The organism is Sorangium sp. So ce362, assembly GCF_051519845.1.
In the GTDB taxonomy this organism is placed as follows: domain Bacteria; phylum Myxococcota_A; class Polyangia; order Polyangiales; family Polyangiaceae; genus Sorangium.
In genome coordinates this window covers 2,705,559-2,721,992 of sequence record NZ_CP150332.1, presented here as the reverse complement: position 1 = coordinate 2,721,992, position 16,434 = coordinate 2,705,559, and the positions used below count along the sequence as shown (strand labels likewise).

Genomic DNA, 16,434 nt, shown 5'->3' with positions numbered 1-16,434 from the left:
CCCGGCCGACCCCTGAGCGGGTGGCCGGGCTGCCGGGCAACGCCTACTTCTTCTTGTTCTTCGGCACCCCGTCGTCTCGCGGAGACGGTGCTCGCCGGCCGGCGTGCTCCTTGGCTTCGCGCAACCGGTAGCTCTCCCCCTCGATCGCGATCACGTCGGCATGATGGATCACCCGGTCGATGAGCGCGGTGGCGCACGTCGCGTTCGGGAAGACCGTCGGCCAGTCGCTAAACGCGAGATTGGTGGTGAGCACAAGGCTCTTCTTCTCGTACCGCCGGCTCACCACCTGAAAGAGCAGGTCGGCGTTGCGGTTGTCGAAGGCGAGGTAGCCGACCTCGTCGAGCACGAGCAGGCTGATCTTCGCGTAGTGCTTCAAGCGACGGTCGAGGGCACGTGAGGACTCCTGTGAGCCCAGATCGAGCAGGAGCTGCGCGGCGGTGACGAAGAGGACCGAGTGGCCCATCAGGACGGCCTGGTGCGCGAGATTCTGGGCGATCATCGTCTTTCCCAGGCCTTGCGGGGCGGCGAGCACGATGTTGCGCGCGGCGGCGAGATAGCCCCCGCCGAGCGAGTGCTCGACGAGCTCGCGGTCGATCTTCGTCGGCCAGGCCCAGTCGTAGTCGATCATCGGCTTGAAGCGGCCGAGATGGCTGTCCGAGAAGCGCCGCTCCAGGCTGCGCCTCACGCGGTCCTTCTCGTCGAGATCGACGACCCGTTCGAGCAGCTGCACCGGGCTCCAGCGCTCTTTCGTTGCCAGGGCGATGAGATCGTCGAGCCCCGCGCCGGTGGCGCGGAGCCCGAGGTCGTCAAGACGTTCTGCGAGATCACTCATGACGCTCCTCCGGGTCGCTGGCGCCGAGCGCGTCGTAGCGGCCGAGCGCGTGCGGCGTGATCCGCAGTCCGTGGATTCGCGGATCGTCGGACATGACGTGTTCGAGCGGCGGCGGGGCCCCGGCGGCGCGCGTCGCCTGATCGAGCACGTGCGCGACCGACTGGGCCGAGAGCGCGCCGCGCCCGAACGCATCGGCGATCGCCCCATCGAGGGGCGCCGCGCCGAATCGATCGAGCAGCCGCAGCAGCCGAGACGTGGTGCCACCGAGGTGCCCGCCCCGCAGCGCAATGGCGTCGAGAAACGCCTCGGCATGGGCGCAGGCGGTGCGCAGACGGTCGCGCCCGCGCAGCTCGTGCGCGTGGCGCTTGTGGTCGGCGAGCGTCTGGAGGTGCGTCGGGTCCTCCACGGTTTGAAGCCGATCGTAGGAGCGGCGGTGATGGGCGACGACGGTCTTGCCGTCGACAATCCGGACACTCTCCTCCGAGGCGATCAGCGTGAGCGGCTTGCGCACGAGAGCGTGCGGGATCGAGTAGTCGTTGAGGTCGAAGCGGAGGTACGGCGTCTTGCCCGAAGCCGCCGGTCGCACCAGATCGCTCTCGAAGGCATGTTGCGGCAGCGGCAGCAGGCGCGGCCGCTCCTCGGTGAGCGCCTCGGCGACCAGGCGTCCGTCGGGATCGCCGGGGACGCGGCGTGTGTGGGCGACGGCCGCGATCCAGGCGGCAAGCTGCGTGTTGAGGTCGGCCACCGAGGAGAACGAGCGAGCGTCGAAGAAAGAGTAGCGCAGGTAGCGAATGGCCCTCTCGACCTTGCCCTTCTCGTTTCCCCGGTACGGCGCGCAGGGCTTGGTGGCAAAGTGGTAGTGGCCCGCGAGCTCGAGCAGACGAGGATGAAAGCGAATGATGTCTCCCTGCCGCTCGAGCACGGCCGTCTTGAGGTTGTCGTAGAGCAGCGCCCGTGGCACGCCGCCGAGCGCCTCGAAGGCGCGCATGTGGCAGCGGACGAAGCTCTCCAGCGTCTGGTCGAGGGTGAAGTAGGCGTAGACGGCGCGCGACCACCCGAGTACCATCACGAAGCACGACAGCGCTCGCTTGGCCCTGCCAACGAGGAGGGTCCCAAAGCATCCCCAGTCCACCTGGGCCTGCTCCCCCGGCAGGGTGCGCAGGCGAAAGAACGCCTCGTGGTGCGAAGAGGGTCGGATGGCGCGCACGTACCGGCGCAGCTGCACCACCGAGCCTGCGTAGCCACGGGACGTGATCATGTCGTAGAGCCGGGTGGAGAGCAGCTTCGGGTGGTCCTTGAGCGTGAGCTGGATAAAGCTCTTGTAGGGATCGAGGACCGAAACGTGCGCTCGGTACTGGGTGTTGACGAAGCGCGTCGCATCGATGGCGAGGCGCACGGTGTCGTGGTGGACGCCCAGCTCGGCGGCGATCGTCCCCACCTTCCAGTGCTCGGCGAAGTAGAGCCTTCGCATGCGGGAGCGCAGCTCTTCCGAGATCATCGCGACACCTCTCCGATCAGCAGTCGCTCGAGATCATGAAAGCGGCCCATCCCCGCGATCCCCGGCCGTCTTCGCCTTCGCCCGGCGACGGGGACCCAGGCGACGGTGAACAGCGGATCGATTCCGTGGTCGGTCAACCGATCTCGACAGAGACTCGAGTCGCACGAAGTCCGCTCGTCGTCCGCAGCGAGCGCAGCGTGGACGTGCATCCCCTGCCAGAGCGCGATCGCCTCCAGGAGCGTCGCGAGCGCGCGCGGGTGCGAGGGGTCGCGGCGCAGCCTCGCCTTCAGGAGCGTCTCGCCCGCGCCGTGCATCGCCAGCACCCGCGTCGCGGTCGGGCCCGGGGCGATTCCCATCCAGATCGAACTCATGGCTCTTCTCCTCGCCGGCGCTCGCGCCCCTCGACACGAGGAGCGAATCGGCCGGCGAGGGGAGAGTCGCGGGTGGGGCAACTTCTCGGGTAGCAGCGTCCGTTACAATCGTCGCGCGCTCCTTCCGGAGCTGTCGGACCCGGAGCAACGTCATGTGCTTGCCCTCCGGACTCCTCCAGTAGCGCTGCGCGCTCTCATGCCGCGCCAGCCGACGCCGGAGGTCCTTGCACACGGCCCCGCAGTACCAGTCGCCGCGGTCGCACCGCGGACAGAGGTAAAAGAGCCGAGCGCAGGCCGGATTTGCGCACTGAACCTGGCGAACGGAGTCCATCCCGCACCGAGCGGAAAGTTGGCCGAGCCGGGTGGACCGTGCGACACCACAAGGCGTCGACCGCGTCCATCCGCGAACGACCGAGGGCTCGGAGCGGCGAACTCCGGGCCCTCATTCTTTCTGCGGGCCCGAGCATGCGCCTCCTCCGCGACCTGGGCCAAGCCGGCGGTTGCGCCTGCCCTGGGCGCCGCGAGCGCCCGGAGGCGGTGACCTTCCCGCTTCCTCCGCCGATCAGCTCGTCGCCACCACCACGCCCGAAACGATCGCGGTGACCCTGGGGGGTGACGAACGACTCACCCAGCGCTCGGGCTGTCCGGAATTCCGCGGTTTGCAGCGAGCGCCAACAAGCCGGCTCGGTAACACTTGGGATCAAGGTCGGGGTTCTCGAGCTACTCAACTTCGTCCCCGTCGCCGGGTGGCTCCTCAAGGTGCCGATCGCGGCGAGCATCGTCGAGGGGATCGGCGCGCTCGCGATCAAGCACTTCGAGGACAAGTACCCCGGCAAGCTCTACACAACCGATCCCGAGATCGACAAGTAGACGCGGGGCGATGATGACTCGCGCCGGACCTCGCACGCCCGGCTCGGGGACGCGGCCCGGGCGTCTACCGCCAACGGAGCCTGCTGGAGCTAGGTCATCGACGCCGTCGCGTCACGGCCCGCAGCAGCCTCAGCACGGCGTCCTGTACATCCGGCGCCGCGGCCTCGAAGAGCCGCCCGGCTTCGACCCCGGCAGGCCCGAGCTCCTTCACCCCCCGAAGAGCTCGGCGGGGGGCACGCGCAGGCCCTTCGCCAGCGCCAACACCGTCGACAGGGAGGGGTCACGCTTCCCTGTCTCGACGGTGCCCACGTAGTTCGGCGTGAGCCCGGCCCGCTCGGCGAGTTGCTCGATTGTGAGCCCGCGGACGTCGCGCCGCCGCCTGACCTCCTCACCGAATCCCACACCTGAGTTTCGGAGAAAACGATGCCGCCTTCCACGGACCCCCGCACCCACCGCCGTACGCTTCACCCCGCCACTGCCTTCGCCGTCGTGCTCCTGGCACTCGTTGCCGTGATGGCGCTCGGTTGCTCGAGCGAGCCGACGAGGATCGTCAAGGACTACCTGAGCCAGGAGAACTGCCTCGACCGGACGAAGTTCATCCTCGACCCGGAGGCGATCCGGCCTGTGCTCGCGGAGCACTACAAGGACCAGAAGGACTGCGTGAAGCCCTTCGAGTCGCTCAAGGCCGAGGGATGCGACAAGCTCGCCGACGGCGACTACTGCTCCGTCGAGGCCGTCTTCGAGAAGAACGACACCGACTACTACCACCTCAAGAAGACCGCGGACGGCCTCAGGATCGACTGGCGCTCCTCGGTCGGCTACAACCCCGTGTCTCTCGCTGCGTTCCAGGCGCAGCGAGCGAAGAAGCCACGGCTCTTCCGCGTCTGGGCGAAGCTCACGAGCTACTACAACTTCGACTACGGCGACGCGGAGAAGACGCACCAGTCCGTCGATCTGCGCGACAAGAACCGCGCCGCGCTGACGGGCTACATCCGGCGTACCACCCCGACGACGCCTGCTCTGCTCGAGGTGCTCAAGGACGGCGATTGGCACCCCGTCATCGTCGAGCTCCGGTATTTGCCGGACTCACGCGACGCGAGCGTGGTGGAGATCGAGCGGTTCCTCGCCGAGCGCTGGCGCCAGCAGCCTGAAGAGGTCGCGCCGGGCGCCGGGACCGTGAAGTAGAAGCAGCGATCGACCCGCCCCGCATCCGTCTCGCGCCACCGAGCGCATGGACGAGCACGCCCCGGGGCAGTTCTTCTTCAACTACTACCTCCGCGCTCGCGGTCTTCGATCTCGGCGGGCATGTAGAACAACGGGCCCGAGCACGTCGGAAGGCTGCGAGGGATCAACGCGTTGTCCTCTCCGCGTAGTTCGCGGTTGATGCCATGTACCGGAGGAAGATCTCCTCGATCTTGGCCAGGGTCCGCACAAGAAGCGGGACATCCTGGCCACCGCCTTCGGGAAGCGATCCACCGGCGGGCGTTGAAGAACAACTTCCTCCGCGAAGCTGTTCGGGCTGGCGCCGGTCATGAAGCCGGCGCCGCCAGGCACGCCTGGGTGGGTGACGTTGTCCGAGCCTGAGGCCCTACCCACCGCTTTCTTGCAGTTAGGATACGGTGTTGAGTAGGGATCCATGGATCAGACATAAATCACCCATCTACATGAATTTATATAAAAATATCTACTCAACATAGACTCCCAATAGAAAGATTCCGAACCCTACGGCATCGATCCAGCTCCTCGTCGATCGACCATCTCCACCCAGCGTCCGAGGAGTACAGCTTGCCCGTTCGTAAGAGCACTTACTTCGGACATCCTGGCGTTGTACTTGTCGTAGCCTCAACCGTCCGATAAGGCGCGTGGCAGTAGTTGAAGTTCAACGGGACGGCGGTGAAGAACAAGAAACCCAGCCACGACGCCCGGCGATCATCTTCTACTGCGCCCGGCGATCTCGCCTCATCCTTCGCGAGGTTCAGCAAGCTCGTCCCCGATGGCGGCGGCGACGAGTGCTGGTACTGGCGGGGAGCGGTGAACGACCGCGGCTACGGAGTCTTCCGGCTCGGAAGTCGCATCGTCATGGCCCACCGGCACATGTTCGAGATCGAGCACGGCCGTCCTCCCGCCGGGATGGTCCTGCACTCGTGCGGCAAGAAGTCGTGCGTCAACCCGCGGCACTTGTACGAGGGCACGAAGCCCAAGCCGCACGACGCAGACGCGTCGCGGATCGAGCAGCTCGATCGCGCCGTTCTCCCACCAGCCTCCCCGTCGCGAGGTGCCTCCGGGGTCAACAACCCACGGGCTCAGCTCAACGAGGAGCAGGTCCGGAAGATCTGCACGCTGCTCGACCAGGGCGTGAGCCCGAGGATCATCGCCTTCGACTTCGGCGTGGACGCGAAGACCATCCGGAACATCGATCAGGGCAAGACCTGGGGACATCTGCCAGAAGTGGCGCAACGCGGAGGCATGCCGAGGAGAAGGCGACGCCGCGGGTGGCGGCGGTACGGCCGCTGACGCTCGGGCATGTACCCCACTGCGGGGGCGAAGAACAACGCCGTCCTCCAGCGTGCCCGGGCTCGAAGAAACGAGCCGCACCCACTTCCTCGGCCGATCCGTGCTGCGCTGGCATCGACGAAGTGCGCGGCCTCTGCGTACTCGTCGAGGCGATGTTCCAGGCGGGTTTCACCGAGCACCGGCCCGTGGTCGAGGCGTCTGGCCGTGAGCGGCTCAGCGAACTGCGCGTCAGGCTCCACGTCGGCAGCCAGCAGCTGGTCCTCGGGCGTGCCAGGTCGCGGAGGACGTGGCGGACTTGTCCCTCCCTGTCCGCGCGGGTACCCAGGCCGGCGTGCAACACGCGGAGCACTTCCTCTCACGCCTCGATCGCCTGCCGCGCAGCGAGGTGGATCTCGCGCTCGAGCTCTACCGCGACGCGGAGCTGCTCCGTGCTGTCCTCGACGCCGCGACGCTGCCGGAGCGCGTGGAGCGGGTGGCGATCTCTCTCGACGATCCCGTGCAGGGCCCGTTCCTGGTCGTCACGCGCGGCGGCCACTTCGTCACCTGCCTCGGTCGGGGCATGCGGGCCGGAGACCTCCCCGTCGTAAAGCGCGGCGAGCTCGACGCGATCTCCCGGAAGATCGCCCGGCTCCGCGAGAGGATGGACCTCGCGAAGCAGCTCGGCGGAGTGCGAGGGCACGCGCGCCTGCTGCGGCGACTCCTCGTCGCGTCCGACTCGGTGAGCCGGGAGGACTTCCTCGCCGTCGCGGCCTGAGAGCCGCTCCTCGGCCCGGTGTTCCTCGACCTCTACCTGGCCATGGGGCGGGAGCTCTCGCTGCATGGGCCCGTGCTCCGGACGCGTCGCATCCGTCGGGCCCAGGACGAGGAGGTTCTTCACGCGTACTGGAACCTCCTGCACGCCGCGGGGCACATGGCCCTCTCGGGCGCGATCACCGCCGACCGAGAGCAGTACGTGTCGCCCACCGACCAGCACATGGGAGCGCGGGCCGCGTTCAGCTATCCCCTCACCGGGACGGGCGTCGTCACGTTCATCCTCAAGGGCGCGTGGGCGGCGGCGCGCCTCGGCAAGCTCATGCTGCCCGACTACAAGCGGGCACTCGCGGAGGACGTGAGCTTCTTCGAGCTGCTCGACACGCTGTTCGCGCTCCTCGCGATCGGGACCCGGGCGAAGAACACCCGCGCCGAGATCGTGAAGGCGCTTCACGCGGCCCCCAGCACCGCCCGTACGCCTCAGGCCAAGCGGATCCGGGAGGCGATGCGCCGTGAGGTGCAGCTCTGCTGCGAGATCACCGCTCAGCTCCTTGAAGCGCCCGCCGAGGAGCTCGAGGCGGTGGTCCGCCGTATCGGCGAGAGCTACTTCGATCCGGGGGCCGAGCGGCTGGACGATCCGATCCAGGAAGAGCTCGTCCGCGCGCTGCCGCTGATGTCCTGGACCGATGGGATCACGGACGGGAAGAAGCTGCTGGTATCGCTGAACCTCATCGCAGCCACGGCTCGTGGCACGCCGGAGCAGTTCTACCTGCCGGGCGAGCTCGCTGAGGCGCTCCACCAGCCGTGGACACCGGCAACACGTGGCTGGTGCTCGATCCGCTGCTGAAGGCGGAGCAGGCGGGGCGCAAGCCCGGCGCACGCGCGGCGTCGATCGGACGGCAAGATCCCTGCCCCTGTGGCAGCGGGCGGAAGTTCAAGAGATGCTGCGGGACGTAGGTGCAGGGCAAGGCACGAGCAGCGGCTCGAGCGCGGAGGTGGTCCGACGTGACGTCTCCCGGCGGTTTCCGGGAGCAAGCTACGCGCGGCCGTCGAGGTACGCTCGGTAGTGGTCCGGTTCGAGGATGGGGATCGCGTCGTTCTTCGTGACGCACGACATCCAGTACGGACCGGCGAGCTTCATGAACGCCTCGAACGGGGCCTCGGGCGTCGTCTCCTCGATGAAGTAGAAGAGCTTGTCGCGCACCATGTTCTCGATCTGGCTCTTCATCTCCTTGGGAAAGCCCTTCGGGTCGCCCCAGAGGAAGACCTGTTCGCCGTGGCGGATGGCGCGCGTCAGGAGGATCTCGCCCTTGCCGTAGGCATCTACCGACGGGAACGCCGACATGGTCTGGCCCGAGATCAGCTCGCGGAAGTTCGCGACGGTCTTCGTCCGTCCGGCGTCCTGGTAGAGGCCGAGACGGCTCTTGCGCGCCTCGTCGATGAAGCGCAAAAATCCCGCCCCCGCCTCGGTCCCCTTGAGGAACTCCTCGAAGTAGTCGAGCGCAGTCTGGCGCTCGGGGCCGAAGGGGAAGTCCATCAGCGCCCAGCTCTGGACGAAGACGCCGTCCTCGAAGGCCGGGTCGCTCATGAAGAGCCTCTCCAAGTCCTTCCAGCAGCGGGTCAGCGCCGGGTACTTGTTCTCCGCGACGCACGCGATGCCGAAGAAAAGGAGAAAGCGGTACGCGCGCATGTACTCGGCGAAACCAGGCGGGCCCTCGATCCTCTCGGTGAGGAAGGCGTGAGCCGCCTTCACGTTTCGAAGCTGGTCGAGCGTGAAGCGCGACGGATCCAGATCGCCCGGCAGGATCGAGAGCCACGCAGGCTTCTTCTTCACCATCGGGCCAGCGATAGCAGGCGTCGCGGGGGGCTTCCATCCCCACGCCGCGAGAGGCGCAGCGGGCCAGCCGCCGGGAGGGCCGCTGAACGCGCAGCCGGTCGATCGGACCGAGCCGAGTAGCCGACGCCGAGGAGAGTGAGGAGAAGGGGCGGACGTGTTTGACGTCGGCGCGAGAACGGGGCTCGCTTCTCCGCATGGCGATTTCGCGCCCGCGTCACACCGACCTGAAGCTCGTCCCGCCGCCCGAGGTACCGCTCCGTCCCCAGACGGCTGCCCTCGCGTACCAGAACCGCCGCGGCGAGATGTACTACCTCCACCATGGCGTGACCAAGACCGGCAAGCCCCGATACTTCGTCGCCAAGGCGGTTGGCCCCGGCGCGCTCGCCGCGCTGCCCGAGGGGTTCGAGATCGCGGAGACCGCCAGGGGCGTCGTCTGCGTCCGCCGCATGGACACGCCCGCAAGCGCGATCCCGGCGAAGGACGTGGAGACGGTGCGGGCGTTCCTCGTAAAGAAGTCGCGGCTGCGCGCTCATGTCGTCGAGGTGCGCAGGGGCGAGATCGTGATCAGCGAGCCGGTGGGCGGCAGGGTGGAGGACATCCCGGCGCTGGCGCGGGAGCTCGGCACCGGCCGGATGCTGCTCGGGCTCGGTGTCCCGAGCACGTGCCCGACGAGGTACACCCCCGTCATGAAGTTCGTGCGGGACGGTTCCGATCCCGGCCGGTACATGGTCCACCGCATGACCTACCGCGGCGCCGGCGGCTTCCTGCCGCTCTCGGGCGGATCGCTTCAGGATCTGCTCAGCCGATTCGTGGTCCACCTTGGGACCGATCGGTTCTTCGAGCTGTACTGAAATCCCGACCGCCGTCATGCAGAAGCCGCGCTTCACCGAGACGCAAGGACGCTACTTGGCCTTCCTGCGCGCCTACACGGCCGTCCACGGGCACGCGCCCTCCGAGGCGGAGATGCAGGACTACTTCAAGGTGAGCCCGCCGTCCGTGCACCGGATGATCCTCGCCCTGGAGCAGCGGGGGCTGATCGCGCGAGAGCCCGGCGTGGCCCGCTCGATCCGGGTGCTCGTCCCGGCAGCGGAGCTGCCGCCGCTTGACGGTGACGAGCCGACCCCGCGTGGACGGAGCGTCGCCGGCTCGGCCGACGATCTTCCGGAGCGTGCGACGGTCGTGGAGCAGACGGGGCGCGAGGTGGTGAAGGTCATGCTCGCGCGGGCGATCGCCCTCGGGATCGACGACGCGGACAGCCTGTCGCTGATCGCCGCCGCGGCGGACGCGGTCGAGAACATGGTCCGCGCGGCCGGCATCGCGCCGCGCGGCGCGCGGCTAGTGCGCGAGCGGGTGCTCGACATCGCCGAGAAGGAGTACCTGCGCCTGTGCAGCGAGCAGGACGAGGAGGGGGATCTCGAGGAAGACGCGGCGAGGTTCCGGGAGCTGCTGGAGCCCGAGGACGGGCATGGATGAAGCGGTGCCACGCGAAGCCGTTCCGAGCCTGTAGTTCAACTTCTGGACTTTGTGCCCACAAGTTCAACGGCGGCTTCGGCGCCAGCACCCACGCGGATCACGCCTCCCCTCCCGCAAGCCGTGGCTCTTAGCGGGGACAAAACATGGAGAAATCCACGCAAAGAGCAGCCTGACGGAGGAGCCGTCGGTGATCTTCAAGATGTAGTTCAGCAACGTCCATCGCGCCTGCGTGGCGCGCTTTTCTGCGCGTCACGTAGGGCCATGGGCCTCCGTATGCGCGCTGCATGGAGGACACCGTGAGGTTGAGTATCCCGACGGATCTGCGCCGCAGCTTCGAGGACAAGATCAAGCGCGGCATCTTCAACCCCGTCCCGACTCCTTCCGGAGCATGTTCGTGAGGACCGACCGCAAGACGCGATCGCGCAGACCTGGGCCATGTACGAGCGCTACGCCGAGCGCGGCGAGCTGCTCGACGACGCGATCTTGGTCCACTCCTGCGGCCCGCCGGCGACGGCCGCGAGCCGGTACTACGTTCCCTGCAACGGATACCAGAGGAAGTGCGACGTCTTCGACCCGCGCAACTTCATGGAGGGGCGTATCGAGGAGCTGCGCTTCGGCGATTTCGACGACGAGGACGAGCACCGTGGCCCCGACGAGGACGAGGCGCCGGTCGGCTTGGGCCTCGCCGAGGCGACCAGCAGCAACCCCACACGGCGGATCTTGTCCGCGATCGATCTCACCGCCTGGCTCGCGGACCTCCCCGCGGACGACCGGCGGATGCTCGATCTGCGCGCCGCCGGGTTCGATCTCGAGGAGATCTCCGGCGAGATCGGCTCCTCGACGTTCGCCATTTGCAGGCGGATCGAGGAGCTCGGCGAGAACCTGGCCGGGCACGTCTGCCTGCCCGATGCCGTTCATCGCCGGCAGTCGAAGCGCATGGCGATACACGAGGACGCACAGCCGGACAGCCGAGTCCGACGCAGGGTACGGGGCCAGCCCGACAAGTCGCAGGTCCCCATCTCCAGCACAAGGGACATGCCGACCCGGCGGATGCGACGCGCGGCGTGATGTCGCGGAGCGGGCCCATGCCCGTTCCTTTAGCCCTGGATCGCCTACGCGACGTTCGGACGGGCTGGAGGCTAAAACGAGGGGGATCCCTCGTCGAGCGCCGCAGCGCTCATCTCCAGATGTCCAGCTCTTTGATGTTGTTGTATGACTACCTCGTCGCGTCTTCCGGCTTGTCCGTGGCGGTGGTTCCGCTTCCTACGCCCACGCCGAGACCGAAGGCGGCGGCGCACAAGAAGCAGAGGCCAAAAAGGAACCGGATCGGAGAAACGATGATGATCATGGGGATCCTCCTCATCTCTCTTATTCCCCAGAGCGGTCGGGAATTGAGACTACGGCGGATGCCATCCGTCAGCCTGCGGCCTCGCTCGCGTAGCTCCGGGAGCTTCAAGGCCGCCTCGATCCGCGGGCGGAGCGCATCGATCCGATCGCGGTCACCGCGCACGATCTCCTCGGCGAGCGCTCGTGCACGATCCAGTCCGGCCGAGGAGGGGCCATCACGTTGAAGCAGCCGCAGGAGACGGTGCTCTTCCAGCCCGCCGAGCTTCCATGCGGTCGTGCGTGCCTCTCGCTGCAGAGCAAGGCTTTGACATCCTGGCTGTAACGATGTCACTGCACCCGCTTGGGATGTTCTGGGTCAGGGCGTGAGGCATCACGGTGCGTGGCGCCCTCGGGCGGTGGCGTCCGGCTCATGTGAGAAGCGCGTGCGGTGCCTGCCGGTGCACGGTCATGACGTTCGGGCGTACTCAACCACAAATCAAACGATATGAAATCACCTCCACCGAGGTCGTGTCTACCTGGTGTTGATGAGCTCGACATCCTCGGCAGAATTGGTGGTCATCTGCGACATGACATCGTTCGCGTCGTTGCCGTACCTTCCGGAACTCGACTTGACGTCGGGCTCGACCCCGATCGTCGCCGAGGGGACCTCTTCCTGTCCGTGATGATGTGCTCGGGCGTGATGGCCATGATCGCGTCGACATGTTCTCGGGCGCCCCGACGGGACCGTGAGGATGGCGTTCGCGCCGAGCTCCCTGAGGTGGCGTAGACGAACAAGGGCCGGCCTTGTCCCTCCGGCCACCCACAGGCAGCAGTGCCAGGATCGGGCTCCCACGAGCCTTGAAGCCCTCGGCCTACCCTGCAGATGCTCGGGCTCCTGAATGCCACTTGCCGGGCGGGGGCGGCAGTGCCGCGAGCACCCCCGCAGCACGCGGCCGCAGCAGTGCACGTGGGACCATCGGAGCCGCCCCGCTTCCTCGTCGGCTCGGGCCAGGAAGAAGAGGACGGGCTGGACGAGTCGGGTCGGGTGCCCCCTCCGAAGTTTTTCAGCGGCCCACCCCTCAGCGAAGGCGAGATCGTCCGTCCTGGGCAAATATACCGGCCGAAGTACGAGACCGATTTTAGGATTTTTTGTAGTAATTGCCTGCCGTTACAGCGATCCACCTCCCGTCAGCGCAGCGAGGTACGAGACGTGGAGCGGTGCGGCGGAGCCGAAGGGAAACCGCTCGCGGCAGCGTTTTGGCGGTCGGCGAACGACAAGAAAAACTGCCGATCCCCGTGGGCACCATAGGGACGGCGCACGGAGGTGCTCACCAGACGCTCGACGGCCGCCTGCGCCGCTTTGGCGAAAAACTCACAAATATTAGCCACTTACAGTGGTACCCCTGTCGAACGCAGGATCGCCAAGGGTTGAATCCCGAGAGCAGGATCCGGGGGCGCCGGGTCGCCACGTCGCAGGCACCGGCGCCGGGAACGGAGCGCTGGCCCCCCCGGGCGTGGCGTGTCGCCGGGTGAGTTCGGGTTGACGTGCCCGCAGGCTGTACGGCTACCCTTCCCTGCCGTGGCCCGGATCCTCGTGCTGCCCCAGGTGTTCGCCGACGACGTCGTGGCCGGCGTGTCCGCGGGTGAGCTGGCCCAGCTCGAAGCCCGTCTCACTCCGCTCATCGAGAGGACGCCCGACATCGACGACTCCCAGACCGTGCAGGTCCTTCGGGCGCTGATGCGCCCGCGGCTCTCGGAAGGCCCCGCTTGGTCCGGGCCGTACCGGGAGCTCGGTCTGGAGCAACGGTGGATCGACGTCGTGAAGCGCCTGCGTATCCGGAGCCGCGACGACTTTTGCCATATCTGGGAGCTGGCAGGCGAGGTCCCGGACACCACCTGGATCGAATGCGACGGCGAGCTGACCTGGGCCGGCCCAGACCCAGCCGACGAGGCCCCACGTCTTCCGCTCTACACGCTCCGGCTCATGGTGACCGTGCCCCGCGACGACGGCGACACGAAGAAGCCAGGCGCGCCCGAGAGCCCGCCGCGGCCCGTACGTCCGCTTGGAGCCCGGAGGAGCGATCTGGCCGAGGTGGAGGCGCTGGCAAGCTTCCTGGCGCCCCGTGTCGAGGCGACGTTCAACGGCGCGGCCAGGCTGCGGGAGCAACCCCTGCTCGCCCCGCTCTGCGCCCTGGCAGCGACGGTCTGGATGGCGATGCAGCACCCCAAGGCCCGGACGAAGCACAAGGAGCCCCAGTACAAGAAGGGCGCCTTCTACGCGTGCCTCGACGGCCTCGCGCTCGGGGAGCATCGCGCCACGGCGGAGCGGATCCTGCGCCGCGATCACCCTCGGCACATCCACGTCAACGCGGGCGTCGCCCCCGAACGCTACACCGCTCGGACGTGGCGCAGCGGGCTCGGTATGCTAGCCGGGAGTAAGGACGGGCACCTCACGGCGGTGAGGGACAGCAACCGCGAGCAGTTCGCGCCCACCATCCTGTTCTCCCTTTCCGGCGACGAACCCTGGTAAGGTACAAGAAACGGCCCGGTCAGCTTCCACCCTGACCGGGCCTCAACTCGCGGGATCCTGGCCGACGCGAGCAGGTTCATTCTCCATTACCTGTCATCGTTCGGCAACCTCTTCGGAGGGTCATCGTGCCGAACAACGACCTGACCACGGCCCGAGCCGAGCTCGTAGACAGGCTCACACACGCCTTGAAAGTGGGGTTCGACTCGAGCGAGGTTCCAGCACCGCTCATCCACGTCGACGCTCCAGGCGGGCTCGGCAAGAGCCACATCACCGCCCAGCTCCTGCGAGACCGGCGGGTCGTGTGGTTCGGCGAGCGGAAGAAGCTGGAGGGGCAGCTGTACGAGTTCCTGGACACGCCCCTGCCAGGAGTTACGCCGCTTCCTCCCTCGCCCGGTACAGCGCCGTGCCTCACGCCGGAACTGGAGAAGCGCCCCTCACGCGAGGATCCCGGCTTCTGCTCTCAGCTCGACAAGCGAATCAAGCCGCTCCAGTTCATCGGCCTCGGGCGCTTCGAGCAGCGGATGGCGTGCAAGCTCTGCCCCGACTTGAAGCCTTGCAGGTATCAGAACTGGCGGCCGTCGACGCGCTGGCTGTTCGCCACGCACGCCCGCCTCGGGCTGCGCAACCGGGACGAGTACCTGTTCAAGGGGCGCGAGATCGCCATCATCGACGAGTCGCCGGTGAAGGAGATCCTTCAGGCGGTCACCCTGAAGAAGCATGAGATCGTCGAGCTTCTCACGGCCGTCAGGGATTTCGAGGGCTCCCGGCTATGCACGTCCGCTGCGCAGGTATTCACGAAGCTCTTCGACGTAGTCCTCGCTCTGCTCGAAGATCCACCTCCCGGCCGCCGCCGGGTTGAGCTCCGCGTGCTTCTTCGCGATCTCGGTTACCGTTTCATCGACAATCTCCCCACGGCGGCGGAGCAACTGCAGGCAGCTGGGAAGCTCGTTCACGGACAGCCAGAGGCGGACGATCGCGACGCACGGCGTGCCAAGGACGCCGTGGACGGCATCCAGGAGATCGATCCGATGGCCACGGCGTACCTCATCCAGGAGCTTCAACTGCCCGGGGGGCTCGGCGCGAAGCTTCACAAGCTCGCCGACGCCCTGGCGGCAGATACCGGAGCGAGGCCCACGTGCGTGGTCGTGCTTCCGTCCACGGAGGGAAAGGGCGGCATCGCTGCTGGCCAGCTTGTAGTCCCTCCAATCCCTCCGAACGTGCCGGTCGTGCTCCTGGACGCCACGAGCGATCCCATTATCCCTCTCCATCTGTTTCCGGGCCGGCCAATCATCGATGTCCGCGTCCGCGTGCAGCAAACAGCTCGCATTCTCCAGACCCTCGATCACCGCTACCCGGACCGCACGCTCATGGATCCGAAGAGCCCCGCGATCGACCGGCTGATGGGCATCGTCGATAGGCACAAGTTGAACAACCCGACGCACAAGGTCGCCATGGTGGTGAAGCGCCAGTTGTTCAACGGGCAGCCCCACGTAAAGAACCGGATCCTCAAGAGCGTGGCGGAGGACGACATCATGTTCTTCTGGGCCAACCGGGGGGACAACTCGATCAAGGACTACGACGCGCTCTTCGTCCTCGGAGCGCCTGAGCTTCCTGCGCTCGAGACCGAGGCGCGGGCAAGAGCGTTCATGTCCCAGATCCGACCTGAGCTCAACGAGCAACCGTTCGACTACCGGGTTGTACCCCAGCAAGGCAATCCATCAGAGGGCTATGTCACCGCGACGAATGGAACCCGCATCGCTGATCGCGGTTATCTCCAGGGCGGCCCCATGTTCGTCTTCTACGCGTTTCACCAAGCCGAGTACGCCCAGGCCATGCTTCGCTTGCGACCGTACGATCCGACGAGAGCGAAGACCATCGTCTTCTTCTCGAACATAGACATCCCCTTCTTCAACATGGAGTTCACCACGGAGAGCGAGCTGCTGGGACAAGCTCCGGCGCTTCTCGTCCAAGCCCGTGATGTACTGAAGCTTCAGCGGGCAGCGGGCATTCAGGGCGCGATCATGCAGAAGGATCTGGCTCAACTCCTCGGGGTCAGCAAGGCCGCCATCACCAAGGCGAAGAAGAAATACGGCCACACCGCCCTCTGGCGGGAGATCGAATCGCTCATGACGCCGAGAACCGGGGTCTCCGCCCGATCATCTACGATGCCCTGAGTCGGTTCGAGTCTCTCGACGTCATGCTGACAATAAAAAAAGCTGCGTGCCCCTCCGCAGCCTGACGGCTGCGTCGGACCCGCTTGGAACCAGCCCGTTCCAGGGGCCGGTTAACCTGCCCCGCCTATATCTATAAGGGGACAGGTTAACCGAGAAAAATGCCGTAATATCAGGTAGTTACCAACGGGTGATGACCAGGGGGGGCGACCCAGCCGAAGGCGGGGAGCACATTCCCGTTTTTTTCTGTGGCGAGCCCCTC

Annotated in this window: 16 protein-coding genes; 10 read left to right on the top strand and 6 right to left on the bottom strand. The window is 66.9% G+C overall.

Translation table 11 applies throughout. The features are described from left to right. Positions 1-43: 43 nt before the first annotated feature. The 4 genes from istB to WMF17_RS10865 all read right to left on the bottom strand — a co-directional run bounded on the left by istB (position 44) and on the right by WMF17_RS10865 (position 3,973). Positions 44-832 carry an IS21-like element helper ATPase IstB gene (gene istB / locus WMF17_RS10880; RefSeq protein ID WP_437644266.1) on the bottom strand — a complete coding sequence of 263 codons (789 nt, stop codon included), beginning with the start codon at positions 830-832 and terminating at the stop codon, positions 44-46. Next, positions 825-2,330: an IS21 family transposase gene (gene istA, locus WMF17_RS10875; RefSeq protein ID WP_437644267.1), complete on the bottom strand. Its 1,506-nt coding sequence runs from the start codon at positions 2,328-2,330 to the stop codon at positions 825-827. The genes istB and istA overlap by 8 nt, the downstream gene beginning before the upstream one ends. Beyond that, positions 2,327-2,701, bottom strand: a complete 375-nt coding sequence (locus tag WMF17_RS10870) for a hypothetical protein (protein ID WP_437644268.1) — start codon at positions 2,699-2,701, stop codon at positions 2,327-2,329. The genes istA and WMF17_RS10870 overlap by 4 nt, the downstream gene beginning before the upstream one ends. A 1,077-nt stretch (positions 2,702-3,778) precedes the next feature. After that, positions 3,779-3,973 carry a helix-turn-helix domain-containing protein gene (locus WMF17_RS10865; RefSeq protein ID WP_437649255.1) on the bottom strand — a complete coding sequence of 65 codons (195 nt, stop codon included), beginning with the start codon at positions 3,971-3,973 and terminating at the stop codon, positions 3,779-3,781. A gap of 111 nt (positions 3,974-4,084) precedes the next feature. Here WMF17_RS10865 and WMF17_RS10860 point away from each other — a divergent pair, with 111 nt between their 5' ends. The 5 genes from WMF17_RS10860 to WMF17_RS10840 all read left to right on the top strand — a co-directional run bounded on the left by WMF17_RS10860 (position 4,085) and on the right by WMF17_RS10840 (position 7,792). Then, positions 4,085-4,756: a hypothetical protein gene (locus WMF17_RS10860; protein ID WP_437649253.1), complete on the top strand. Its 672-nt coding sequence runs from the start codon at positions 4,085-4,087 to the stop codon at positions 4,754-4,756. A 687-nt stretch (positions 4,757-5,443) separates the two neighbouring features. Then, entirely contained in the window at positions 5,444-6,085 is a 642-nt protein-coding gene (locus tag WMF17_RS10855) for an HNH endonuclease (RefSeq protein ID WP_437649251.1), read from the top strand. 331 nt (positions 6,086-6,416) lie between these two features. Further along, positions 6,417-6,839, top strand: a complete 423-nt coding sequence (locus WMF17_RS10850; RefSeq protein WP_437649250.1) for a hypothetical protein — start codon at positions 6,417-6,419, stop codon at positions 6,837-6,839. Positions 6,840-6,857: 18 nt separating this feature from the next. After that, positions 6,858-7,682, top strand: a complete 825-nt coding sequence (locus WMF17_RS10845) for a hypothetical protein (RefSeq protein WP_437649249.1) — start codon at positions 6,858-6,860, stop codon at positions 7,680-7,682. Further along, positions 7,640-7,792 carry an SEC-C metal-binding domain-containing protein gene (locus tag WMF17_RS10840; RefSeq protein WP_437649247.1) on the top strand — a complete coding sequence of 51 codons (153 nt, stop codon included), beginning with the start codon at positions 7,640-7,642 and terminating at the stop codon, positions 7,790-7,792. The genes WMF17_RS10845 and WMF17_RS10840 overlap by 43 nt, the downstream gene beginning before the upstream one ends. A 79-nt stretch (positions 7,793-7,871) precedes the next feature. On the opposite strand, the gene WMF17_RS10835 is transcribed toward WMF17_RS10840, so the two are convergent. Next, positions 7,872-8,672, bottom strand: coding sequence for a hypothetical protein (locus WMF17_RS10835; protein ID WP_437649245.1), 801 nt, complete (start codon positions 8,670-8,672; stop codon positions 7,872-7,874). A 194-nt stretch (positions 8,673-8,866) separates the two neighbouring features. Here WMF17_RS10835 and WMF17_RS10830 point away from each other — a divergent pair, with 194 nt between their 5' ends. The 3 genes from WMF17_RS10830 (at position 8,867) to WMF17_RS10820 (ending at position 11,213) form a co-directional block, all read left to right on the top strand. Beyond that, positions 8,867-9,523: a hypothetical protein gene (locus tag WMF17_RS10830; protein ID WP_437649243.1), complete on the top strand. Its 657-nt coding sequence runs from the start codon at positions 8,867-8,869 to the stop codon at positions 9,521-9,523. Positions 9,524-9,539: 16 nt separating this feature from the next. Further along, the gene (locus tag WMF17_RS10825; protein ID WP_437649241.1) at positions 9,540-10,145 is read left to right on the top strand and encodes a LexA family protein; all 606 of its coding nucleotides are present in this window, start codon (positions 9,540-9,542) and stop codon (positions 10,143-10,145) included. Positions 10,146-10,580: 435 nt separating this feature from the next. Next, the gene (locus WMF17_RS10820; RefSeq protein WP_437649240.1) at positions 10,581-11,213 is read left to right on the top strand and encodes a hypothetical protein; all 633 of its coding nucleotides are present in this window, start codon (positions 10,581-10,583) and stop codon (positions 11,211-11,213) included. 148 nt (positions 11,214-11,361) lie between these two features. Here WMF17_RS10820 and WMF17_RS10815 read toward each other — a convergent pair whose 3' ends face one another. Continuing rightward, on the bottom strand, positions 11,362-11,493 hold the full coding sequence (locus WMF17_RS10815; protein ID WP_437649238.1) for a hypothetical protein: 132 nt from the start codon (positions 11,491-11,493) through the stop codon (positions 11,362-11,364). Positions 11,494-13,050: 1,557 nt separating this feature from the next. Here WMF17_RS10815 and WMF17_RS10810 point away from each other — a divergent pair. Together WMF17_RS10810 and WMF17_RS10805 are read left to right on the top strand one after the other, a co-directional pair. Beyond that, a complete protein-coding gene (locus WMF17_RS10810; RefSeq protein WP_437649236.1) occupies positions 13,051-14,001 on the top strand; it encodes a hypothetical protein in 951 nt (316 codons plus the stop codon). 125 nt (positions 14,002-14,126) lie between these two features. Next, positions 14,127-16,175, top strand: a complete 2,049-nt coding sequence (locus WMF17_RS10805) for a hypothetical protein (protein ID WP_437649234.1) — start codon at positions 14,127-14,129, stop codon at positions 16,173-16,175. The last annotated feature ends 259 nt before the right edge of the window (positions 16,176-16,434 follow it).